The organism is Wolbachia endosymbiont (group A) of Cydia splendana (genome assembly GCF_947179475.1).
Classification (GTDB): domain Bacteria; phylum Pseudomonadota; class Alphaproteobacteria; order Rickettsiales; family Anaplasmataceae; genus Wolbachia; species Wolbachia pipientis.
Genome location: NZ_CAMXBP010000001.1, coordinates 369,771 through 393,201 on the forward strand (window position 1 = coordinate 369,771; position 23,431 = coordinate 393,201).

Here is a 23,431-nt window from a genome sequence, read left to right on the forward strand (position 1 = left end):
CTGTGGTACATGCAATATGAATAAAGAAAGGCGTAACAATTCAGAAGATGAATCAGAAATAGAGAATAAGGTAGTAACAGTTGGCTCTAATCAAGGTCATAGGGCATTGATGGTCATTATTTTAGTGCTTCTGGCTGGTGGAGTGTATTATCTCTATTTTAGTCCTTCTCCTAAAGAGGGTTCAGAAGTTATTAAAAAAGAGGAAACAAAGCAAAACGTTCAAGAATTGAAAGGAAAGTTGGAACAAGTTCCAGATAATGTAATGGTTCCTGAAAGAATAATAACTGATCCCTTACCACCCTTACCTCCTCTTCCTACACCACTAATCATACCAGAAATAAAACAAATTAGAAAAGAAGAAGTGATGAAAAAAGAAGAAGAGAAACCAAAAGAAACTCCTGTGTCAAATATACCTATTTTGCCAAAGCAAAATTTTCCTTCTAGTAATGTTATGGGCAATTTACCTACCTCGTTTCCTACAATAGGGGGTGGCGGTTATCCTAGAGACAGACGTAGTGCACAGATGTTGACAATTTCAGGTGGTAGTGGAGAGAACAAGGCTGCTGATGCTATTTTATCCGACACTTCAGCACAATCGAGCAAAGCTACCAGAGTAGGAAAGCTTGGTTTAATGATTACTCAAGGTAAAATTATTGATGCTGTTCTTGAAACTGCAATAAACTCTGATCTGCAAGGAATGCTGCGTGCTATGGTGAGTAGAGATGTTTATGCAGAAACTGGTGATACAGTTTTAATACCTAAAGGCTCAAGATTGATAGGCAGTTATTCATTTGACTCGAATGTTGCTAAATCTCGTGTAAATATAAACTGGAATAGAGTGATTCTGCCACATGGAATAGATATTGCAATCTCATCGCTTAGTACTGACGAGCTTGGTAGAGCAGGAATAGCAGGAATAGTTGATAACAAAATAGTAAGTGCGTTATTCTCTTCAGTGACACTTGCTGGTGTTTCGATTGGTTCTGCTGTTATAGGGCAAAAGGCTTCTAATCTTGTTGATACGCTAACTATCAGAGATGCAGTAAAGTCTATCACTGCAACCGAAATAGATTTTTCTTCTCTCCAACTCATTATTGACCCAGAAAAGAAGATATCTAGTGACAAATGGAAATTAGGCCTTGGGGCTATCGGAAGAATTCGGAGTGCCAAAAGCAGACAAGATTTACTAAAAATAATGAAAGAGGAAATAGCAAAAGCACTAGGAATTGAAGAAGACGAGGTAAATATAAGCCTGGAAATTGTAAATCAACTGTTAGAACAAATTCAAAGAAAAAGCAAGTCTGTTTATGATGAAGCAATCGGGAAATCAATCGAGGATTTTTCTAAAGATATGCGGGATGTAGTGGGCAGATATACAGATAAAAAACCAACTATTTATGTTGATCAAGGCATTGCATTGAAAGTATTTGTTAACCAAGATATAGTATTTCCTCCACAGGCAATATTAAATCAATGAAATGAACTATGCTGCACTTGATACATATTTGGAGCCATTACAAGGCATATTTCAAGAAGAAGGCGTAAATGAAATATCAATAAATAAGCCAAAGGAAGTATGGATTGAAAATCGCGGTGAAATAAGGTGTGAAAAATTAGAAGTATTCGATCTTAACCATTTGAAATCTCTTGGCAGACTGATTGCTCAAGCTACAGAACAAAAACTTAGCGAAGAAGCGCCGTTACTTTCGGCAACATTACCAAATGGTTATCGTATACAGATAGTATTTCCGCCAGCATGTGAACCTGATAAAGTAGTCATGTCGATTCGTAAGCCTTCTAGCATGCAGTTAGCACTCGATGATTACGAAAAAATGGGGGCTTTTTCTGAAACTGTTACAGAAGCAACTGATAATCCAGTTGACCGTCATTTGGATTTATTGTTAAGGCAAAAAAAAATAAAAGAGTTTTTAGAATACGCTGTAATAAGTAAGAAAAATATTATAATTAGTGGTGGAACTTCCACTGGTAAGACTACTTTTACTAATGCTACTTTGCGTGCTATTCCAGCTGAGGAAAGAATTATTACTGTTGAGGATGCAAGGGAAATCGTTTTGAACGATCATCCCAATAAAGTCCATCTAATTGCCTCTAAAGGAGGGCAGGGCAGAGCAAAAGTAACCACTCAAGATTTGATAGAAGCGTGCTTACGTTTAAGGCCAGACAGAATAATAGTTGGTGAGCTCCGTGGAGCGGAAGCTTTTAGTTTTCTCAGGGCGATAAATACTGGTCACCCTGGATCAATATCAACCCTTCATGCAGATAGTCCAACAATGGCCCTTGAGCAAATAAAATTGATGGTTATGCAGGCAAATCTTGGCATTCCTCCAGACCAAATTATACCATACATTAGAAATGTGATTGATATTGTTATTCAGCTAAAAAGAACCGGTGGGGGCAAAAGAAGCATTTCTGAGATATTATTTACTAGATCTGCGAGCGAAAATGCTTAAATTTATACATAAGTTAAGGAAGAGTAGTTTATGAGTAATGGAAATCACCTACGTAATATTCTCATAGGAGGTGTAGTAGCTTTTAGCGTACTTGAGTTTTGCTTCTATCTATCTGGTATATTGTTTGTTCTGTTTGCTGATGGTCCGGATGCTGTGGATTTTAAGGCAATTAATCCTAGTTTGACGCCTTTCCCTCAAGCTCTTTGGCCAACGATTTTTGATCATATACAATATTGTTGGCATCATCCAGAGTTATATAGCCTTGAGCTCAAAATCACATTAATTATATCTTCTGCACTGCCTATCATTGTTTTAATGATTATCTTATGGAATTTAAGAGAAAGGATAATTGAGTGGCGACCATTTAAAAAGAAGGAATCACTTCATGGAGATTCGCAGTGGGCATCAGAGAAAGACATACGAAAAGCAGGATTAAGAAGCAAAAAGGGATTATTGCTTGGTAAAGATAAAAGAGGATACTTCATTTCTGATGGGTTTCAGCATGCATTGTTATTTGCACCTACAGGTTCTGGTAAGGGTGTTGGCTTTGTAATTCCTAATTTATTATTTTGGACTGACTCGGTAATTGTACACGACATAAAATTAGAAAACTATGAAATAACAAGTGGTTGGCGAGAACGACAAGGACAAAAAGTATACGTATGGAATCCAGCGCAGCCAGATGGAATAAGTCACTGTTACAATCCATTACAATGGATTAGTGAAAAACCTGGGCAGATGGTTGACGATGTGCAGAAAATAGCTAACCTAATCATGCCTGAACAAGACTTTTGGCAGAATGAAGCAAGAAGCTTATTTGTTGGAGTGGTATTATACTTACTTGCTGCACCAGAGAAAGTTAAATCTTTTGGTGAAGTTGTGCGTACGATGCGTAGTGATGACGTGGTTTATAATCTTGCTGTTGCTCTTGATACAATGGGTAAAATACTACACCCTGTAGCATATATGAATATTGCAGCTTTTTTACAAAAAGCTGATAAAGAAAGGTCAGGTGTTGTATCAACCATGAACTCATCACTTGAATTGTGGGCAAACCCATTGATTGATACTGCAACTGCGTCAAGTGATTTTAATATTCTAGATTTTAAAAAGAAGAAAATTACAGTTTATGTTGGTTTAACTCCTGACAACTTGACTAGGCTCAGGCCTTTAATGCAGGTTTTTTACCAACAGGCAACTGAGTTTTTATGTAGAAAATTGCCATCGGATGACGAGCCTTATGGCGTATTGTTTTTAATGGATGAGTTTCCTACACTTGGAAAAATGGAGCAATTTCAAACAGGTATTGCATATTTTCGTGGTTATCGAGTTAGGTTATTCTTAATTGTTCAAGATACTGAGCAGCTCAAAGGAATATACGAAGAAGCAGGGATGAACTCCTTTTTGTCAAACTCGACTTACAGAATAACTTTTGCAGCCAATAATATTGAAACAGCTAATTTAATATCGCAACTTATAGGAAACAAAACTGTACAACAAGAATCGTTGAATAAGCCTAAATTTTTAGATTTAAATCCTGCTTCAAGGTCATTACATATCTCTGAAATACAGAGAGCATTGCTACTGCCTCAAGAAGTTATTATGTTGCCACGTGACGATCAGATAATTTTAATAGAGTCGACTTACCCAATTAAATCAAAGAAAATTTTGTACTACAGTGATACCACCTTCACAAGAAGGCTGCTCAAACAAACTCGTGTGCCTACACAAGAACCATATGACCCAAACAAAGTTCTTTCTGCCGCTGCGAGCAAAGATAAGGTTAATAACGAGGGGAATAATGTTCTTGAGCGACCTAATTCAGTTGATTATCCTGCTGAAACTAAAACCGAAGATGCAGTATATGATGAATCAGATGAATTTGCAGACGAAGATATTGATGATGAAGATATCGACGATAAGTTTGAAGATGATGACGAGGAAGATGAGGATAGGAGCGATGATGGGTTTGATGACGAAGAAGAGGAGGATGAATTTGAAGATGAGGATAAATTAAAAAATGACGAGAAGTAAGGTTAACTTTGCCTATTTTTAGCTCAGAAAAGTGCAAGTTATGCAAATAATTAGGTTTTTCATATTAAGCCATTTTTAATTAATTAGTATTAGATTAGCTATTTTAACTAGGGGAGTAGTAATGATTAGTAAAAAAACATTAGCGGTTACAGCATTTGCTTTATTGTTGTCACAACAATCTTTTGCAAGTGAAACAGAAGGGTTTTACTTTGGTAGTGGGTATTACGGTCAATATTTAAATAACACAAGCGTACTAAAAACAAGCACTACAGGTATCAAAAATTTGTCTATAAATGACAGGGGTGCTCAGAACACAGAAGGTCAGTCACTAAGTGAGTATAAAGGAGATTATAATCCACCTTTTGCTGCAAATGTGGCATTTGGTTACACAGGAGAATTGGGTAACAACAGCTATAGGGCTGAATTGGAAGGGATGTATTCTTCTGTAAAAGTGGATAATATTGGTTTAACAAGTAGCCAAATAACTGTTTCATACCTAAAGGAGACTGGTGAGGATCCTAATAAAGAAACTTATCTCTATAGTGCTGCAGTTAGTCATGACCAAATTGAGAACATATCTGTAATGGCAAATGTTTATCATAATTGGAAAAGTGACCGTTTCTCTTTTTCTCCTTACGTTGGTATTGGGATCGGTGCAACAAGAATGACGATGTTTGAAAAACCGTCAATAAGACCCGCAGGTCAATTAAAAGCTGGCTTTGACTATCGCATAAACGAAGATGTAAATATGCATATCGGATATAGAGGTTTTGGTGCTATTGGTAGCGATATTAAGCTTACAGCAAAAAGGTTAGGACAAGTGGTAGACGACCCTAATAATGATAAAAAAAAGAAGCTTAATCCTAGCTCAGGTAGCAAAGTAACTGAGGAAATAAATATAGGTAATCAACTATTTCACACACACGGTATAGAGGCTGGTCTTACTTTCCATTTTGCCAGCAAAGCTTAAACATGTTGCCCTTTAAAAAATGCATAAAACCGTTCCTGTCGTCCTATGGCTTGACCATAGGATCTAGTTAAATATAGATCCAAGTAGTCACGCTACTTGGATGACTAGGTAGAGGGTACTGGGATGATATAGGATAATATGGGATGAAGGCAAAAAAACATTAGCTATGTTCTTTTCACAACAATGCATCTCTTCATTCCCGCTAAGTCATATACATATTCCTGAAAAGCTAATTCGTATGAGGGGATTATTTTGTCAATATTGCTTTGATCTTCACCTATCTCCAATATCGCAAACCCATTTTTTTTAAGGCACCTCCTTAATATTGGAAAAATGCTCAAGTAACAACTCAAACCATCAATACCACCATCAAGGGCAATTCTTGGTTCCTTTTGCACTTCAGCTTGCAAGTCTTTCAATTTGCTTCTTTTAATATATGGAGGATTACTGATTATAAGATCGAATGAACCTCTGCACTCTGTCCACGAACTTGGAAATATTTTGGCTCTGCTGAGAAGATCATGTTTTTTTGTGTTCTGATAGGCAACTTTATATGCTTCCAAGCTTTTTTCAAAACCGACGCCAACAGCATATTCATACTCACTAAGTACGGATATCAATAAACAACCTGTGCCTGTACCAAAATCTGCAATTTTTAGTTTCTGTTTTTTGTTTGGGTAATATTTTAACACTGCTAGGATTATTGTTTCACTATCTGGCCTTGGATCTAAAACATGCTGGTTAACTATAAAATTTTTACTCCAGAATTCATGATTACCTATTATTTGCGATATTGGATATCTTTCCGCTCTTTTTTTTGTTAATTTCCAAAATAAAAGTTCTTTCTCCATTGGCACTTGATCAGCATGGTTCACAATTATAAATGATCTTTCCACTCCAAGTACGTGCTGCATGATGATTTCACAATCTAAATGTGGTGATTCAACTTTATGTGACGATAATAACTCCGATCCTTCTTGAATTAAAGAGCTGATTGTTTTCATTATTCTAAAAATATGTTTCTTTCAGCCAAAAATAGCAAGATGAGCTTCCAGTTTAGGGTAGCTGCACTAAATCCCAGTGTCAAGCACGCAGCTGTACGAACATTGCAATTTGCAGATCCAAGTAGCTTGACTACTTGGATCCAGCTAAGTTGGTGAGCATAAAAGTATAGCTAATGCGAGCTTTACGTCATACCGTCACGGTATCTCTAGATTCCGCTAACACGTAGCGGGACGACGAGGTCAGGGTGTCATCCTAGTACCTTCTCCTGTCATCCCAGTGCCCAGACACTGAGATCCAGAAAAGTTTGCTTGTAAGCAAGCAAACTAGCACAGAAAGTGGTTACAACATTTTCGATGAGATTATATGGAAAACTGGATTCCAGTGTCAAGCACTGGAATGACACCTTCCTGCTCAGTTCATGTTGCCATAAATATTAAGAAATTTACCAAGCAAAAAAAAGGCAAAAGAAGCCCTAGTCATTGTCTATTTTCAGTATTGGCGTTTTTTAAGTCTTAAACACTGCAATTTAGCTGCTTTTAAATGCAACTCACCTTAGTTTAAATGTTTAAGAAATTTACTAAGCAGAAAAAAAGGCAAAAGATATCCCGTATTAGCTAGTTGTCACTCTCTAATCCTGCAAATTGGCGTACTATACTGTCTTAAACGCTTTATAAGCGCGTTTCAGCTTATATAGGTAAAAACCCAGAAATGTTGTGAAGACGTAAAGTGTGCATAGTGCAAAAAATTAAAAATAAGACGCCAATTACGTAATACTGTTGTCATTTAATCTGCACAGATTGAAGATAAATGAATACCTTCAGTACCATGATAATGGGGCTGGCGAAGGGTGTCAAGTAAGTTTTTTCGTTTCTACTGAATGACAGTTGTGGCTTGGGAGGTAGTGCAAGAAGTCTACTGATGGCTTTCAAGGCAGTTGAGCTTAATTATTAGAGTAGTAATGTTTATTTTTATATTGACTATTGAGGTTTATTATTTTATAACTAAAAACTTAGTTATTTTAATGAGCTTGAGTTTATAACATATGCCTACGATAAATCAATTAATACGTAAGGGTAGATTAGGATTGACCCATAAGAAAAAGGTACCAGCTTTGGGAGAAAGCAACCCTCAAAGGAGAGGTGTTTGCACTAAGGTGTATACTACAACTCCTAGAAAGCCTAACTCAGCACTCCGTAAAGTAGCCAGAGTAAAAATTAGTGGGTATGGTGAAGTGACGGCTTATATACCTGGTGAAGGTCATAATTTACAAGAACACTCTGTTGTTTTGATACGTGGTGGACGGGTTAAAGATTTGCCAGGTGTGCGTTATCACATAATAAGAGGTGCCCTTGATCTGCGTGGTGTGCAAAATCGAAAGAAAGCTCGTTCAAAATATGGTGTAAAGAAATCTGGTTAAAGTTTATGGCTCGTCGGAATAAAGCAAAAAAAAGAGAAATAAGTCCTGATTCGCGTTACGGCAGTGTTTTGCTGATGCGTTTCATTAATACAATCATGAAATGTGGTAAAAAATCTACTGTAGAAAAGATTATCTATGACGCTTTGTCTTTAGCTGAAAAGAAAATAGGCGAAGGTGGGTTATCAATTTTTGAGACAGCAGTAGGAAATGTTACTCCTTCTATAGAAGTGCGTTCTCGACGCATTGGTGGTGCAACTTATCAAGTACCTGTTGAAGTTCGACAAGATAGAGCGGTTTCTTTAGCGTTAAGGTGGATTGCTAAAGCAACTTCTGCTGCTCGAAAAAAGAGTGGAAAAACCACTGTTGATTGTTTGCAATCTGAAATACTGGATGCTTATAATAAACGCGGTGGTGCGTTTAAGATGTGCGAAGAAAAATATAAAATGGCTGAAGCTAATAAGGCATTTTCTCATCTTCGTTTTTAATGTTAGCTAATTAATTGTGATATGGAAATTGGAATATCTAAATACAGAAATATAGGGATAATGGCTCACATAGATGCTGGTAAGACTACCACAACAGAGCGTATTTTATTTTATACTGGTAAGCAAAATAGAATTGGTGAAGTGCACGATGGTGCAGCTTCTATGGATTGGATGGAGCAGGAAAAAGAGCGTGGTATTACAATCACATCTGCTGCAACAACATGTTTTTGGAATGATCATAGGGTCAATATAATAGACACTCCTGGTCACGTTGATTTCACTATTGAAGTTGAGAGATCTTTAAGGGTTTTGGATGGTGCAGTTGCTGTATTTGATGGAGTTGCTGGAGTTGAACCTCAATCTGAGACAGTGTGGCGTCAAGCTGATAAATATAGCGTTCCTCGTATCTGCTTTGTTAATAAGATGGATAGAATAGGGGCAAATTTTTATCGATGTGTTGATATGATAAAGACGAAGCTTGGTGCAGCACCTTTAGTTATTCATTTACCAATAGGGAGTGAGAAAGATTTCAAAGGTATAATTGACCTTATTTCTATGAAAGCCATTATATGGCAAGAAGAAACGTTGGGCGCTAAATTTTCTTATGAAGATATTCCTTCTGATTTGCTTGATAAGGCTCAAGAATATCGAAATCTTTTATTAGATGCTGCAGCTGAGATGGATGATGAAGCGATGAATACTTACTTTGAGTCTAATGATCTGCCAGTGGATTTACTGAAAAAATGCGTGAGAAATGGGACCATTAAAGGAAAATTTGTTCCTGTGTTATGTGGATCAGCTTTTAAAAATAAAGGCGTACAACCACTTTTAGATGGTGTGGTTGACTTTTTACCTTCTCCTATTGATGTTGATGTAATTGTTGGAATTGATCCTAAAGATTCAGAAAAGAAAATTGAGGTCAAACCTTCAGAAAAAGAGAAATTTGTTGCTCTTGCATTTAAAGTGATGACGGATAAATTTGTAGGCAGCTTGACGTTTATCCGTATTTATTCTGGTAAATTAAAGTCTAAATCTACCGTTTCAAATGCGTTAAAAAACGAAACTGAAGGGATTGGCAGAATGTTACTTATGCATGCAAATAACCGAGAAGATATAACTGAGGCTAGGGCTGGAGATATAGTTGCTTTAGTTGGGCTAAAGAAAACAACCACCGGAGATACTTTATGTTCTGTTGATTTTCCTATATTATTGGAGCGTATGGAATTTCCTGAGCCTGTTATTGAAATTGCTGTGGAACCTAAAACCACTTCAGATCAGGAAAAATTAGGTATTGCTCTAAATAGGTTGGTTGCAGAAGATCCTTCTTTGAGAATGTCAGTAAATGCGGAAAGTGGCCAGACTATATTGAAAGGCATGGGTGAGCTCCATCTTGAGATTATTGTTGATAGAATGAAGCGCGAATTTAACGTTGAGGCTAACGTCGGTGCTCCTCAGGTTGCATATCGTGAAACTATCACTAAATCTGTTGAAATTGATTACACTCATAAAAAACAATCTGGTGGAGCTGGTCAGTTTGCTAAGGTTAAAATAAAATTTGAACCTCTTGAGCCTGGTTCTGGGTTTCAATTTGAAAGTAAAATTGTAGGTGGTGCTATTCCAAAAGAGTATATTCCTGGGGTAGAAAATGGCTTGGAGTTGATAAAAGAAGGTGGTATAATTTCGGGATTTCCGTTGATTGATTTTAAGGCTACCCTTCTTGATGGTGCTTTTCATGAGGTTGATTCTAGTCCTTTAGCTTTTGAACTTGCTGCTAAAGGTGCTTTTAAAGAGATGGCAAATAAAGCTGGTCCAAAAATGCTGGAGCCTATAATGAAAGTTGAAATCATTACTCCTGAAGAATATATGGGTGATGTTATGGGTGATATAAATAGTAGAAGAGGAAATGTTGCTGATATGCTCGATTTAGGTAATAATAGTAAAATAATTACTGCTTCGGTACCTCTTGCAAATATGTTTGGTTATATCAACGTTTTGCGTTCTATGTCTCAGGGAAGGGCGCAGTATAGTATGCATTTTTCTTGTTATGAGCAAGTGCCACAATATGTGGTTGATGAGTTAAAGTTAGAGTATAATTAAGGGTAATAATTATGACAGCAGTAGTGGAAGCATTTGGAAAGCCGCATGTAAATGTGGGAACAATAGGACATGTGGATCATGGGAAGACGACGTTAACAGCGGCGATAACGAAGCATTATGGAAATTTTGTAGCGTACGATCAGATAGATAAAGCGCCAGAAGAAAGGAAGAGGGGGATAACGATAGCAACAGCGCATGTTGAGTATCAGACGGAAAAAAGGCATTATGCACACGTTGATTGTCCTGGACACGCTGACTATGTAAAGAACATGATAGTAGGTGCAGCACAGATGGATGCGGCGATATTGGTAGTGTCGGGGGTTGATGGGCCAATGCCACAAACGAGAGAGCATATATTGCTGGCGAAGCAGGTAGGTGTTGGATATATCGTGGTGTATATAAATAAAGCTGATGTTGCTGATGCTGATATGATAGATTTAGTAGAAATGGAAGTGAGGGAATTACTGAGTAAATACGGATTTCCAGGGGATGAAGTGCCTGTGGTGGTTGGTTCAGCGCTCAAGGCGCTGGAGGATGACAGCAGCGAATATGGAAAGAAATCAATAGACAAATTGATGGAAAAGTTAGATGAATATGTAGCGGTTCCACCAAGGCCTGTGGATTTACCATTTTTATTGCCAATCGAAGATGTATTTTCGATATCGGGGCGAGGAACAGTGGTAACAGGAAGAATAGAGAAGGGAGAGATAAAGACGGGAGAAGAGATAGAGATAATAGGTCTGAAAGCGACGCAAAAGACGATATGCACAGGTGTAGAAATGTTTAAGAAGTTGCTGGATAAGGGAAGTGCAGGACTCAATGTAGGAATATTGTTAAGAGGAACAAAAAGAGAAGAAGTGGAGAGAGGGCAAGTATTGGCAAAACCGGGGACGATAACGCCGCATAGAAAATTTAAGGCGGAGGTTTATATATTAAAGAAAGAGGAAGGAGGAAGGCATACACCATTTTTTGCGAATTACCAGCCACAGTTTTATTTAAGGACAACGGATGTAACTGGGAGCATAAAATTGCTAGATGGGAAGGAGATGGTAATGCCAGGAGATAATGTGAGTGTAGAAGTAGAATTGCAAGTACCGATAGCAATGGATAAGGGATTGCGTTTTGCGATAAGAGAAGGCGGTAGAACTGTTGGTTCTGGTGTTGTTTCTGAAATTTTGGAGTGAGAGTTTGAGTTATAGGAGTGTAGCTCAATTGGTAGAGCGCTGGTCTCCAAAACCAGAGGTTGTAGGTTCAATTCCTATCGCTCCTGCATTAATGTTGTGGTGGAAATGTTAAAAAGTTTGTGTGGTTTTTTCTGTGATATAAAGCAAGAAATACGAAGAATTGCTTGGGTAAAGAAACAGGAGGTGTTGTCATCTCTATTTGTTGTAATGATTGTTATATTATGCTTTTCGATTTTCTTCTGTTTTGTGGATTTTATGTCTCTTTACGTAATTAAGGCTTTATTTGGAATTATTTATGGAATGTGAATATAAATGGTATATCATTAAAGTTGATTATGGATATGAGCAAAACATACGCGAATTGGTAAGTAATGCTGTTTATTTTAAGGAAGTGTTTATTCCTTATCAAACGGTATGTAATTCAAAGTCTGATATAAAAGAATTATGTGAAGTGTATGTATATATGCATCTGTGTGATGAAAGCAAAAATATTTTGAATCAAACGCCTGGATTCTGCAGTGGCGAATCTGGTGATTTTGAGATGATTTCAGATGATGAGATAAGTTTAAAGTGTAAAGAATTTAATAGATATAAATGGTATATCTTGAGAGTTGCTTCCAATTGTGAAGAGAAAGTGCGCCAACATATATTGGAAAATTCTATGAGATTGGGTGTTAATGATTACTTTAAGGAAGTTTTTATTCCATATGAAGAGCTAAGTGAAGTAGAGTTGAAATCTAAGAAAATTGCTACACGAAGGAAATGCTTTCCTGGTTATGTCTTTTTATACGTGAATTTATGCGATGAAGTATTGAATTTTATCAATAATATACCAAAATCTCTTAAGGTTTATGGATTTTTGAAAAACGGTAATATTCCAAAGGTGATTTTGGATGATGAGATTCACTCAATGTGTAATGCACTTTATAATGCTCAAGAGACAAAGAAGTTAGGTTATGGTTATGAAAAAGGTGAAAAAGTGAAAATTAATGATGGTCTTTTTCAAAATTTTACTGGTAAGGTAAATATGGTAAACGATGAGAAAAAAATTATTAATGTGGAAGTATCGATTTTAGGTAAGCCGACAATAATAGAGCTTGATCTGGCTCAAGTAGAGAAAATAGAGGATTAATTATGAGTGTTATAGTTGCTAAGATTAACTTACTTATGGAAGCTGGGAAAGCAGTTCCAGGACCGAAAATTGCTTCAGTACTTGGTCCACGTGGTATACCTGTTCCTAAGTTTTGTGAAGCTTTTAATAAAGTTACTAGTGCTGCTAACGCTAATTATAAAGTAGGCGATTTAGTAACAGTGCGAATTTCCATAAAGGATGATCGCTCTCATGATTTTACTGTCAGCGGTCCGCCTGTGGCTTATTTACTTAAGCAGGAGGCTAAATTAAGTAAAAGTTCTGGTAATCCTGGTAAAGAATTAGTGGCTAAATTACCTATGTCTGCTATAATTAAAGTAGCAAAGTGCAAGATGGTTGATATGAAAGTGGATAATGAAGATTCAGCAGTGAAAATGGTTGTAGGCACTGCAAAATCTATGGGTATAGAAGTTGTGGAAGGTTAGGTAAATGAATACATATAATGATAATCCTAAGCAGTGTTTGAAGAAGATTGTTGAGTCTGCTTCAGCAAAATTTAATGAATCAGTTGATATTGCGGTCAATTTAGGCGTAGATTCACGTAAATCTGAAGAGCAGGTGCGTGGTACAGTAGTTTTGCCTAAAGGTATCGGGAAGAATATTAAAGTAGCTGTTTTCGCTCAAGATAAACATTTATTAGAAGCTGAAAAAGCTGGTGCTGATATTGCAGGAGGAGAGGATTTAGTTGAAGAAATAAAAAAAGGTAGAAAGTTAGATGTTGATTGGTGCATTACTACTCCTGATTTTATGGCAAAAATCACTCCTATTGCAAAAGTATTGGGTGCTAAAGGGCTGATGCCTAACCCTAAATTTGGTACTGTGACTTCTAACATTGCAGAAGCTATTAAAACCATTAAGTCTGGTCAGGTAAAATTTAGAACAGATAAAAATGGTGTTATTCATGGTAAATTAGGAAATATTAAATTTGATATTGATGACTTGCTAGAAAATTTAAAAGCCTTTCTTAAAGTAATTAAAGATAATAAACCTATTTCTGCGAAAGGAATTTACTTTAAGGGTGTTTTTTTAAATTCAACTATGGGTAAAGCTTATAAGATAGGCAAAGTGGAAGATATAATTTAAGGGAGTGATACCGTGAAGCGTAAAGATAAGGATGAATTTATACAGAGCACAATAAACGTATTTGTAAATAATGATTTCTTGATATTAGTAAATTTTAAATCTATAAATGCTAATGATTCATTAACTCTGAGGAATAGTCTGAAGTCTATAGCAGGTGGGGTATTAGTAGTTAAAAACACTCTAGCGCGCTTGGCTTTGGAAAGGACTGGTAAATTCTCTTATTTATCAGGCAAATTTTCCGGTCCTGTTGCTATTATATACTCTAGTGGCATAGTAGAAGCTGCAAAATTAATAGTTGATTTTACTAATGCTAACAAAGAAAAAATGTCTGTGATTTGCGCAGCTCATTTAAATGAATTGTTAACAGTGGAAGATGTTAATAAAATGGCTAAGTTGCCTTCTCTGGATGAATTGCGTGTTAAAATTATGTGTTTAATATCTTATGATATTCCTGCTCGGTTAGCGTTGTCTATTAATTCATCTTCTATGAGGCTTATGAGAGTTTTGGATTATTATAGTTCTAAAAAATAAATTTGTTGTTAACTAAGGTGGTAATTATGAGTAATGTAACAAGTGATTTGGTTGATAAAATATTATCTTTAAACCTATTAGAGGCTTCTGAACTTGTAAAAGTTTTAGAAGAGAAAATAGGGTTGCCTGCTGGTTCTTTTCTTGGTGGAGCTGTTGGTGCTGGGGCGCCTATTGGTGATAATGCTGCTGCTCCTGCTGCTCAAGAAAAAGCTGAGTATAAAGTTGTGATTAAAGAAATTGATGCGAGTAAAAAAATAGGAGTTATTAAAGCTGTGAGAGAGGTTAATTCTACATTGGGTTTAAAAGAAGCAAAAGAGTTGGTTGAATCTTTACCTAAAGATTTGACTGCTAATGTTCCTAAAGACGAAGCAGAAAAAATCAAGCAAAAACTTATTGAAGCAGGAGCAACTAAAGTGGAGCTTGAATAATATTTAATGTATTAATTTTATATTGATATAGCTCTTTTAATTAGTTTGGGGTATTTTAATGGTTGATTCTTCTTATATGTACGCTTCTGGTGCTTTTGTTCCTAGAGTTTCTTATTCTAGGTCGATTGATTTAAAAGATTCTTTATTGGATTTGGTTAAGGTTCAAAAAGAATCATATGATTCTTTTACTCCTAAGAATAAGGGTAATGAAAGACTTGAAGTTATCTTTCATACAATCTTTCCAATAAATGATCCTTTGCGTAGGGCTACTATTGAGTTTATAAGTTGTAGGGTAGATGATCCTAAGTATGATGAATCTGAGTGTATAAAGCGTGGTGTAACTTTTTCTGCTCAGGTTATTGCTTCTATACGTCTTGTTGTTATGCAGGATGGTATTTCTCTTGATGAATATAAATCGATTAAAGAGAGTGGAGATCATTCTAAACTTGCAACCGTTGTAAAATCTATAGAAGAGCAGAAAGTCCACTTTTGTGGGTTGCCTATGATGACTGATAAGGGCACTTTCATCATTAATGGTGTGGAAAAAGTTATCGTCTCACAAATGCATAGGTCTCCTGGTGTATTTTTTGATAGCGATAAGGGAAAAACTTACAATTCTGGTAAATTGATCTATTCTGCTAGAATTATTCCTTATAGGGGTTCTTGGCTTGATATTGAATTTGATGTTAAAGACCATTTGTATTTTCGTGTTGATAGAAAAAGAAAATTGCCAATTTCAGTTTTATTAAAGGCGTTGGGTCTATCAAATAATGATATACTCGATAGATTTTATGAGAAAATAAAGTATGTAAAACATAAAGATGGTTGGAAAGTGCCTTTTGTTCCTGATAAATTTAAAGGAGTGAGGCTGCCTTTCGACTTAATGGATATTGAAGGTAATGTGCTGCTTAAGGCTAACGTTTGTATTACCTCAAGACTAGCTAAAAAGCTATATGATAATGAATTGAAAGAGTATCTGGTTCCTTTTAATTCTATATGTGGTTTATTCCTCGCAGAAGATTTAATGGATAGTGCTAGCTCTACGAAAATTTTATCTGCTGGTGAATCTATAAAGCTGGAAGACATAAAGAAGCTTGAGTTATTATCTGTAGATGAAATATCAGTGTTGAACATAGATAATTTGTTTGTTGGACCTTATATATTAAATACGCTTTTCTTAGATGAAAACATGTCTTATCAGGATGCACTATATGAAATATATAGAGTTTTGCGTCCTGGTGAAGTTCCTGTTTTAGAGATAGTAGAAGAGTTTTTCCGTAATCTTTTCTTCAGTCCGGAATATTATGATTTGTCTAACATTGGTAGGTTGAAGCTTAACTCTTACCTTGGATTAAATTATGATGAGGATTTAACTGTTTTAACGCATGAAGATATTATTGAAATTGTGAAAAAAATAGTATTGTTACGTGACGGTCAAGGATCTGTAGATGATATTGATCATTTAGGAAACAGAAGAGTAAGATCAGTTGGAGAGTTTATAGAAAATCAATTTAGAACTGGGTTGTTGAAATTGGAACGCGCAATAGTTGATTCTATGTCCACTTCTAGTTTAGATAAAGTTTCTCCATCTGATTTTATTAATCCAAAAGTGTTAACTAATGTCTTAAGAGATTTCTTCAATTCTTCTCAATTATCTCAATTTATGGATCAGACTAATCCGTTATCTGAAATAACACATAAAAGAAGGTTATCCGCGTTAGGTCCTGGCGGTTTAACAAGAGAACGGGCAGGATTTGAGGTGCGTGATGTTCATCCAACTCATTATGGAAGAATTTGCCCTATTGAGACTCCTGAAGGGCAAAATATAGGGTTAATCAACAGCTTAGCTATATACGCGCGTATTAATAAATATGGTTTCATTGAAAGCCCTTATAGAAAAGTAGTCAATAGGGTTGTTACTGATCAAATTGAGTATCTTTCTGCTATAGACGAAGGCTCACATCATATAGCTGACACTAGCGTAAAGCTTGATGAAAATAATTGCTTTGTTGATGACATGCTATACTGTAGATATGCTGGTAGCTTCGTCATGGTAAGTAGCGACCAAGTTAGTTACATTGACGTATCTCCTAAGCAGGTAATATCAGTTGCAGCTTCCTTGATTCCATTTTTAGAAAATGATGATGCTAATAGAGCATTAATGGGCTCAAATATGCAACGTCAGGCCGTACCTTTATTGAAGCCTACCGCTCCTCTAGTTGCTACTGGTATGGAGTCTTTTGTAGCTTCTGGCTCTGGTGCTGTAGTTTTAGCAAAACGCGATGGCATAGTTGATAGTTCTGATAGTAACTCTATAGTTATACGTGCTTTTGATAAAGAAAGGGTTAACTACTTGGACGTAGATATTTATCATCTAAGGAAATTTCAGCGTTCTAACCATAATACTTGTATTAATCAAAGACCGCTAGTGTGCGTAGGTGATTATGTTAAAAAGGGTGATGTAATAGCTGATGGTCCTGCAATTAACAGTGGTGAGTTGGCGCTTGGTAAAAATTTGCTAGTCGCTTTTATGTCTTGGCAAGGTTATAATTTTGAAGACTCTATTATTATTTCTAGTGAAGTTGTTAAAAAAGATCTCTTTACTTCTATTCATATAGAAGAATTTGACTGTGTTGTACATGATACCCCTTTAGGATCAGAAAAAATAACTCGTGCTATACCTGGTGTTAATGAAGAAAATCTATATCACTTGGATGATAGTGGTATAGTGAAAATTGGTACAAGAGTTGGTCCAGGCTATATTCTGGTAGGTAAAGTTACACCTAAACCTTCTCTTTCATTGCCTCCTGAAACGAAGTTATTAATGACAATTTTTGGTGAAAAGTCATTCGATTGTGCGGATTCCTCTTTATATACATCTCCAGATGTTGAAGGGACAGTAATTGATGTACAAGTCTTTACACGCAGGGGGGTTGAAGAAAATGAAAGGGCATTACTCATCAAACAAAAAGAGATAAATGACTTTGAGGAAGAGCGAGATTATATAATCAATGTTACTAGTGAATATTTCTATGATGAACTGAAGAAACTTCTTATTAATTCTGGTTCTCAAGATCGAGAAAAATTTGACTCTATTGAACGTGAGCAATGGTGGGGTATAGGATTAAAAAACCAATCCATTTCTGAGCAAGTTAAGAGCTTAAAAAAAGATTTTGATGAAAAAGTATCACATGCAATAGCACAGTTTAAGCGAAAAGTAGAAAAATTACATGAAGGTTATGACCTGCCTCAAGGTGTGTCGATGTCAGTAAAAGTTTTCATTGCTGTGAAACATAGTCTGCAACCAGGGGATAAAATGGCTGGTAGACATGGAAATAAAGGTGTGATTTCTCGAGTTGTGCCAGTGGAAGATATGCCTTATTTGGAAGATGGTACTCCTGTTGATATTATTCTTAACCCTCTTGGTGTTCCTTCACGAATGAATGTAGGGCAAATACTGGAAACGCATGTAGGTTGGGCTTGTAGAAAATTAGGGGAAAAGGTAAGTAATATTCTCGATGAGATCAATAAGATCAAAAGTGCTTTTTGCAAGGGAATTAGGTCCCTTAACGATGATAATTTTACACAATTTGCAGTAGCATACCTTGATAATAAAAAAATTGAAAATATTGATGATGATGAAATAACGGCTTCTGTTTTAAATACACCTAATAAGAATGCACTAAATGACGAGTTGAATGAGTTAGTAGAGAACTATTTGAACTCTTGTAAAAGTTCATACAGCAATTTACGTAACTTCCTGATTGAGGTTTATAGCTATGGCAGTAACGTATCTATCTGTAATGATATTCGTAATATTAGTGATAATAATCTCATTGAATTTGCACGCAAATTACGTGATGGCGTTCCTGTTGCTGCACCTGTATTTGAGGGTCCAAAAGATGAACAAATAGCAAAATTATTTGAACTTGCTGGTTTAGATAACTCTGGACAAGCTGTATTATATGACGGTTGCAGTGGTGAAAAATTCGACCGCAAGGTTACAGTTGGTTACATGTACATGCTTAAGTTGCACCACTTGGTTGATGGTAAAATTCATGCGCGTTCAGTAGGGCCTTATAGTTTGGTTACTCAACAACCTCTTGGAGGAAAATCTCATTTTGGTGGTCAGCGTTTTGGTGAAATGGAATGTTGGGCATTACAAGCCTATGGTGCTGCTTATACTTTGCAGGAAATGTTAACTGTGAAGTCTGATGATATTAATGGTAGAGTTAAGATTTATGAATCGATAATAAAAGGTGACAGTAATTTTGAATGTGGAATTCCTGAATCCTTTAATGTGATGATAAAAGAACTACGTTCTTTATGTTTAAATGTAGATTTAAAGCAAAATGATGTAGTGATTGAAGATATATCTCACACTAACATTGCACAACCTTTTAATGAGGTTAGCATATCGATTGCTAGCCCTGAAAGTATTAAGCGTATATCTTGTGGTGAGATAGAAGATGTTTCAACTGCAAATTATCGTACGTTCAAAGTTGAGAAAGGTGGATTATTTTGCCCTAAGGTTTTTGGCCCTGTCAATGACGATGAATGTTTATGTGGAAAATACAAAAAAAGAAGACACAGAGGTCGCATATGCGAAAAATGCGGAGTAGAAGTTACATCTTCTAAAGTAAGAAGAGAAAGGATGGGTCATATAGAGCTTGCATCTCCTGTTGCTCATATATGGTTTTTGAAATCGCTTCCTTCAAGAATTGGAGCATTATTGGATATGTCTCTCAGAGATATTGAGAATATTTTATATAGCGATAATTATATCGTAATAGATCCTCTTGTTTCGCCTTTTGAAAAAGGTGAGATTATTAGTGAAAAAGCTTATAATGAAGCTAAAGATAGCTATGGGATCGATAGTTTTGTAGCTATGCAAGGTGTTGAAGCTATAAGAGAGTTGCTAACGCGCCTTGATTTACATGAAATTAGGAAGGATTTAAGACTAGAATTAGAATCTGTTGCTTCTGAGATAAGAAGAAAGAAAATTATAAAGAGATTGCGTATTGTTGAAAACTTCATTAAATCTGGAAATAGGCCTGAGTGGATGATACTTACAACTATACCTATTTTACCACCTGATTTGCGTCCTTTGGTATCGCTTGAGAGTGGTCGTCCTGCAGTTTCTGATCTGAATCATCATTATAGGACTATTATTAATAGAAATAACAGGTTGAGGAAATTGTTGAGCTTAAATCCTCCTGAGATTATGATTCGTAATGAAAAAAGGATGTTACAAGAAGCAGTTGATTCTCTTTTTGATAATAGTCGTCGTAATACTTTGGTAAATAAAGCTGGTGCTGTTGGATATAAAAAGTCCATTAGTGATATGTTAAAAGGAAAACAGGGTCGTTTTCGCCAGAACCTCTTAGGAAAAAGGGTAGACTACTCTGGACGTTCTGTAATAGTTGTTGGTCCAACTTTGAAACTAAATCAGTGTGGATTACCAAAAAGAATGGCTCTTGAACTATTCAAACCTTTTGTTTACTCAAAGCTTAAGATGTATGGTATGGCTCCAACTATTAAGTTTGCTAGTAAGTTGATAAGAGCAGAAAAACCAGAAGTTTGGGATATGCTTGAAGAGGTAATAAAAGAGCATCCTGTTTTGTTGAATAGAGCGCCTACGCTACATAGACTTGGTATTCAGGCTTTTGAGCCAATCCTTATTGAAGGCAAAGCAATACAGCTTCATCCGCTTGTCTGTACGGCGTTTAATGCTGATTTTGATGGTGATCAAATGGCAGTGCATGTGCCAATTTCATTGGAAGCTCAGCTTGAAGCTAGGGTGTTGATGATGTCCACTAATAACGTTTTAAGTCCTTCTAATGGCAGACCGATTATAGTTCCTAGTAAAGATATAGTACTTGGTATATATTATCTGACTTTACAAGAACCTAAGGAAGATAATTTACCATCTTTTGGTGCTTTTTGTGAAGTTGAGCATTCCTTGAGTGATGGTACTTTACATATTCATTCTAGTATAAAGTATAGGATGGAGTATATTAATAGCAGCGGTGAAACTCACTATAAAACTGTTTGTACAACTCCTGGCCGTTTAATATTATGGCAAATTTTTCCTAAGCATGAGAATCTAGGCTTCGATCTAATAAATCAGATATTAACAGTCAAGGAAATAACTGGTATAGTTGATTTGGTATATCGTAACTGTGGTCAAAGTGCTACAGTGGCATTTTCTGATAAATTAATGGTACTTGGCTTTGAGTATGCCACATTTTCTGGTGTCTCTTTTGGTCGTTGTGATATGGTTATACCTGAAACTAAAGCTACACATGTTGATCACGCGAGGGGTGAAATTAAGAAATTCTCTATGCAATATCAAGATGGGCTAATAACTAGAAGTGAGAGGTATAACAAGGTTATAGATGAATGGTCTAAGTGTACGGATATGATAGCTAATGATATGTTAAAAGCAATATCTATATATGATGGAAATAGTAAGTACAACTCAGTGTATATGATGGTTAACTCTGGTGCAAGGGGTTCTACTTCACAGATGAAACAGCTAGCAGGAATGCGAGGGCTCATGACCAAACCTTCTGGTGAGATTATAGAAACACCTATAATTTCTAATTTCCGTGAAGGATTGAACGTATTTGAATACTTTAATTCTACTCACGGTGCGCGTAAAGGTTTAGCTGACACTGCACTTAAAACTGCAAACTCTGGATACTTAACTCGTCGTTTAGTTGATGTATCTCAAAATTGCATAGTTACAAAGCATGACTGTAAAACAAAAAATGGTCTTGTTGTGAGAGCTACAGTTGAAGGAAGTACTATAGTTGCATCTCTAGAGAGTGTTGTGCTGGGTAGAACAGCTGCAAATGATATATATAACCCAGTGACAAAAGAATTATTAGTAAAAGCAGGGGAATTAATTGATGAGGATAAAGTAAAGCAAATCAGCATTGCAGGTCTTGATGTTGTAAAAATTAGATCGCCTTTAACTTGTGAAATAAGTCCTGGTGTATGTTCTTTATGTTATGGAAGAGACCTTGCAACTGGTAAAATTGTTTCAATAGGTGAAGCAGTTGGTGTTATAGCTGCTCAATCTGTTGGAGAGCCAGGTACTCAGTTAACGATGCGTACTTTTCATATAGGTGGAGTAATGACTAGAGGCGTTGAATCCTCGAATATTATAGCTTCTATTAATGCTAAAATAAAGTTAAACAATAGTAATATAATTATAGATAGAAACGGAAATAAAATTGTGATAAGCCGTTCCTGTGAAGTCGTGTTGATTGATAGCCTTGGTAGTGAGAAGTTGAAGCACAGTGTACCTTACGGCGCTAAGCTTTATATAGATGAGAGTGGGTCAGTAAAAATTGGCGATAAAGTTGCGGAATGGGATCCTTATACATTGCCTATTATCACGGAGAAGACTGGTACAGTGTCTTATCAGGACTTAAAAGATGGAATTTCGATCACTGAAGTGATGGATGAATCTACAGGAATATCAAGCAAAGTAGTAAAAGACTGGAAATTGCATTCTGGTGGAGCTAATTTACGTCCTCGTATTGTGCTGCTTGACGATAATGGTAAAGTAATGACACTCGCAAGTGGCGTTGAAGCATGTTATTTTATACCAATCGGTGCAGTGCTCAATGTACAAGATGGCCAGAAGGTTCATGCAGGTGATGTTATTACAAGAACACCAAGAGAGTCAGTTAAAACTCGTGATATTACTGGTGGTTTACCGAGGGTTATAGAGTTATTTGAAGCACGTCGTCCTAAAGAGCATGCTATTGTTAGTGAGATAGATGGCTATGTAGCGTTTTCTGAAAAAGACCGTAGAGGAAAACGCAGTATATTAATTAAACCTGTAGATGAACAAATTTCTCCAGTTGAATATTTGGTATCAAGAAGTAAGCATGTAATAGTCAATGAAGGTGATTTTGTACGTAAAGGTGATCTATTGATGGATGGTGACCCTGATCTCCATGATATTTTACGTGTGCTTGGGTTAGAAGCTTTAGCGCACTATATGATTTCTGAAATACAGCAAGTTTATAGATTGCAGGGTGTTCGTATAGACAATAAGCATTTAGAGGTGATCTTAAAACAAATGCTACAAAAAGTGGAAATTACTGATCCTGGTGATACTATGTACTTGGTTGGCGAAAGCATTGACAAGCTGGAAGTTGATAGGGAAAATGATGCTATGAGTAACTCTGGCAAACGGCCTACTCATTATCTTCCTATTCTGCAGGGGATTACTAGGGCAAGTCTTGAAACTAGCTCCTTTATTTCTGCTGCCTCTTTCCAAGAGACAACAAAAGTACTTACAGAAGCAGCATTCTGCGGGAAGAGTGATCCTTTAAGTGGATTAAAAGAAAATGTTATAGTAGGAAGATTAATTCCTGCTGGTACAGGTTTGATTATGAATAAGATCAGAGCACTTTCACTTTGTGATAATGTGGATAAATATGAAAAATATTTTGATATTGAAACTTATGACGAGGAATGGTTGATGGATAATGGTTGTCATTTACACTCTGGTGAGGAAGAGAGCGTAGTGGCATACGATCAGTCGAATTGAGTAC

The 23,431-nt window shown here is 36.2% G+C and carries 17 protein-coding genes and 1 tRNA gene; 17 read left to right on the top strand and 1 reads right to left on the bottom strand.

Annotated elements, in window-relative coordinates:
• Nucleotides 1-16 precede the first annotated feature (16 nt).
• The 4 genes from OM961_RS01710 to OM961_RS01725 all read left to right on the top strand — a co-directional run bounded on the left by OM961_RS01710 (nucleotide 17) and on the right by OM961_RS01725 (nucleotide 5,475).
• The gene (locus tag OM961_RS01710) at nucleotides 17-1,477 is read left to right on the top strand and encodes a TrbI/VirB10 family protein (RefSeq protein WP_264339232.1); all 1,461 of its coding nucleotides are present in this window, start codon (nucleotides 17-19) and stop codon (nucleotides 1,475-1,477) included.
• A 1-nt stretch (nucleotide 1,478) separates the two neighbouring features.
• Nucleotides 1,479-2,471 (top strand): P-type DNA transfer ATPase VirB11, encoded by a 993-nt coding sequence (gene virB11 / locus OM961_RS01715; protein ID WP_065094644.1) that lies wholly within the window; start codon nucleotides 1,479-1,481, stop codon nucleotides 2,469-2,471.
• 30 nt (nucleotides 2,472-2,501) lie between these two features.
• Complete coding sequence (locus tag OM961_RS01720; protein WP_264339233.1) at nucleotides 2,502-4,505, top strand: type IV secretory system conjugative DNA transfer family protein; 2,004 nt, start codon at nucleotides 2,502-2,504, stop codon at nucleotides 4,503-4,505.
• Between the two features lie 121 nt (nucleotides 4,506-4,626).
• A complete protein-coding gene (locus tag OM961_RS01725; RefSeq protein ID WP_264339234.1) occupies nucleotides 4,627-5,475 on the top strand; it encodes a P44/Msp2 family outer membrane protein in 849 nt (282 codons plus the stop codon).
• Between the two features lie 164 nt (nucleotides 5,476-5,639).
• Here OM961_RS01725 and prmC read toward each other — a convergent pair whose 3' ends face one another.
• The gene (gene prmC, locus OM961_RS01730; RefSeq protein WP_264339235.1) at nucleotides 5,640-6,479 is read right to left on the bottom strand and encodes a peptide chain release factor N(5)-glutamine methyltransferase; all 840 of its coding nucleotides are present in this window, start codon (nucleotides 6,477-6,479) and stop codon (nucleotides 5,640-5,642) included.
• 364 nt (nucleotides 6,480-6,843) lie between these two features.
• On the opposite strand from prmC, the gene OM961_RS01735 reads away from it, so the two are divergent.
• The 13 genes from OM961_RS01735 to OM961_RS01795 all read left to right on the top strand — a co-directional run bounded on the left by OM961_RS01735 (nucleotide 6,844) and on the right by OM961_RS01795 (nucleotide 23,427).
• Entirely contained in the window at nucleotides 6,844-6,996 is a 153-nt protein-coding gene (locus OM961_RS01735; RefSeq protein ID WP_182309269.1) for a hypothetical protein, read from the top strand.
• 526 nt (nucleotides 6,997-7,522) lie between these two features.
• A complete protein-coding gene (gene rpsL / locus OM961_RS01740; RefSeq protein WP_006279787.1) occupies nucleotides 7,523-7,897 on the top strand; it encodes a 30S ribosomal protein S12 in 375 nt (124 codons plus the stop codon).
• A 5-nt stretch (nucleotides 7,898-7,902) separates the two neighbouring features.
• Nucleotides 7,903-8,382 carry a 30S ribosomal protein S7 gene (gene rpsG / locus OM961_RS01745; protein WP_264339236.1) on the top strand — a complete coding sequence of 160 codons (480 nt, stop codon included), beginning with the start codon at nucleotides 7,903-7,905 and terminating at the stop codon, nucleotides 8,380-8,382.
• Nucleotides 8,383-8,403: 21 nt separating this feature from the next.
• The gene (gene fusA / locus OM961_RS01750; RefSeq protein WP_010962308.1) at nucleotides 8,404-10,479 is read left to right on the top strand and encodes an elongation factor G; all 2,076 of its coding nucleotides are present in this window, start codon (nucleotides 8,404-8,406) and stop codon (nucleotides 10,477-10,479) included.
• Between the two features lie 11 nt (nucleotides 10,480-10,490).
• A complete protein-coding gene (tuf, locus tag OM961_RS01755) occupies nucleotides 10,491-11,663 on the top strand; it encodes an elongation factor Tu (protein WP_010962309.1) in 1,173 nt (390 codons plus the stop codon).
• Nucleotides 11,664-11,676: 13 nt separating this feature from the next.
• Nucleotides 11,677-11,749 (top strand) — tRNA-Trp (locus tag OM961_RS01760).
• A gap of 19 nt (nucleotides 11,750-11,768) precedes the next feature.
• Nucleotides 11,769-11,969: a preprotein translocase subunit SecE gene (gene secE / locus OM961_RS01765; RefSeq protein ID WP_022626186.1), complete on the top strand. Its 201-nt coding sequence runs from the start codon at nucleotides 11,769-11,771 to the stop codon at nucleotides 11,967-11,969.
• The gene (gene nusG / locus OM961_RS01770) at nucleotides 11,959-12,795 is read left to right on the top strand and encodes a transcription termination/antitermination protein NusG (RefSeq protein WP_070356705.1); all 837 of its coding nucleotides are present in this window, start codon (nucleotides 11,959-11,961) and stop codon (nucleotides 12,793-12,795) included. Before secE ends, nusG begins: the two co-directional genes overlap by 11 nt.
• A 2-nt stretch (nucleotides 12,796-12,797) precedes the next feature.
• Nucleotides 12,798-13,238: a 50S ribosomal protein L11 gene (locus OM961_RS01775; protein WP_006279541.1), complete on the top strand. Its 441-nt coding sequence runs from the start codon at nucleotides 12,798-12,800 to the stop codon at nucleotides 13,236-13,238.
• Nucleotides 13,239-13,242: 4 nt separating this feature from the next.
• Nucleotides 13,243-13,896: a 50S ribosomal protein L1 gene (gene rplA / locus OM961_RS01780; RefSeq protein WP_065094732.1), complete on the top strand. Its 654-nt coding sequence runs from the start codon at nucleotides 13,243-13,245 to the stop codon at nucleotides 13,894-13,896.
• Nucleotides 13,897-13,908: 12 nt separating this feature from the next.
• A complete protein-coding gene (gene rplJ / locus OM961_RS01785) occupies nucleotides 13,909-14,427 on the top strand; it encodes a 50S ribosomal protein L10 (protein ID WP_264339237.1) in 519 nt (172 codons plus the stop codon).
• A gap of 26 nt (nucleotides 14,428-14,453) precedes the next feature.
• Nucleotides 14,454-14,855 carry a 50S ribosomal protein L7/L12 gene (rplL, locus tag OM961_RS01790; RefSeq protein WP_007551887.1) on the top strand — a complete coding sequence of 134 codons (402 nt, stop codon included), beginning with the start codon at nucleotides 14,454-14,456 and terminating at the stop codon, nucleotides 14,853-14,855.
• Between the two features lie 58 nt (nucleotides 14,856-14,913).
• Complete coding sequence (locus tag OM961_RS01795; RefSeq protein ID WP_264339238.1) at nucleotides 14,914-23,427, top strand: DNA-directed RNA polymerase subunit beta/beta'; 8,514 nt, start codon at nucleotides 14,914-14,916, stop codon at nucleotides 23,425-23,427.
• Nucleotides 23,428-23,431: the final 4 nt, after the last annotated feature.

Excerpts from the sequence above, each read along its gene's own strand:
- OM961_RS01725 (WP_264339234.1), top strand. The coding sequence starts at position 4,627 with ATGATTAGTAAAAAAACATTAGCGGTTACAGCATTTGCTTTATTGTTG.
- secE (WP_022626186.1), top strand. The coding sequence starts at position 11,769 with ATGTTAAAAAGTTTGTGTGGTTTTTTCTGTGATATAAAGCAAGAAATA.
- rpsG (WP_264339236.1), top strand. The coding sequence starts at position 7,903 with ATGGCTCGTCGGAATAAAGCAAAAAAAAGAGAAATAAGTCCTGATTCG.
- OM961_RS01775 (WP_006279541.1), top strand. The coding sequence starts at position 12,798 with ATGAGTGTTATAGTTGCTAAGATTAACTTACTTATGGAAGCTGGGAAA.
- OM961_RS01710 (WP_264339232.1), top strand. The coding sequence starts at position 17 with ATGAATAAAGAAAGGCGTAACAATTCAGAAGATGAATCAGAAATAGAG.
- OM961_RS01795 (WP_264339238.1), top strand. The coding sequence starts at position 14,914 with ATGGTTGATTCTTCTTATATGTACGCTTCTGGTGCTTTTGTTCCTAGA.
- fusA (WP_010962308.1), top strand. The coding sequence starts at position 8,404 with ATGGAAATTGGAATATCTAAATACAGAAATATAGGGATAATGGCTCAC.
- prmC (WP_264339235.1), bottom strand. The coding sequence starts at position 6,479 with ATGAAAACAATCAGCTCTTTAATTCAAGAAGGATCGGAGTTATTATCG.
- tuf (WP_010962309.1), top strand. The coding sequence starts at position 10,491 with ATGACAGCAGTAGTGGAAGCATTTGGAAAGCCGCATGTAAATGTGGGA.
- virB11 (WP_065094644.1), top strand. The coding sequence starts at position 1,479 with ATGAACTATGCTGCACTTGATACATATTTGGAGCCATTACAAGGCATA.
- nusG (WP_070356705.1), top strand. The coding sequence starts at position 11,959 with ATGGAATGTGAATATAAATGGTATATCATTAAAGTTGATTATGGATAT.
- rplA (WP_065094732.1), top strand. The coding sequence starts at position 13,243 with ATGAATACATATAATGATAATCCTAAGCAGTGTTTGAAGAAGATTGTT.
- rplL (WP_007551887.1), top strand. The coding sequence starts at position 14,454 with ATGAGTAATGTAACAAGTGATTTGGTTGATAAAATATTATCTTTAAAC.
- rpsL (WP_006279787.1), top strand. The coding sequence starts at position 7,523 with ATGCCTACGATAAATCAATTAATACGTAAGGGTAGATTAGGATTGACC.
- OM961_RS01720 (WP_264339233.1), top strand. The coding sequence starts at position 2,502 with ATGAGTAATGGAAATCACCTACGTAATATTCTCATAGGAGGTGTAGTA.
- OM961_RS01735 (WP_182309269.1), top strand. The coding sequence starts at position 6,844 with ATGGAAAACTGGATTCCAGTGTCAAGCACTGGAATGACACCTTCCTGC.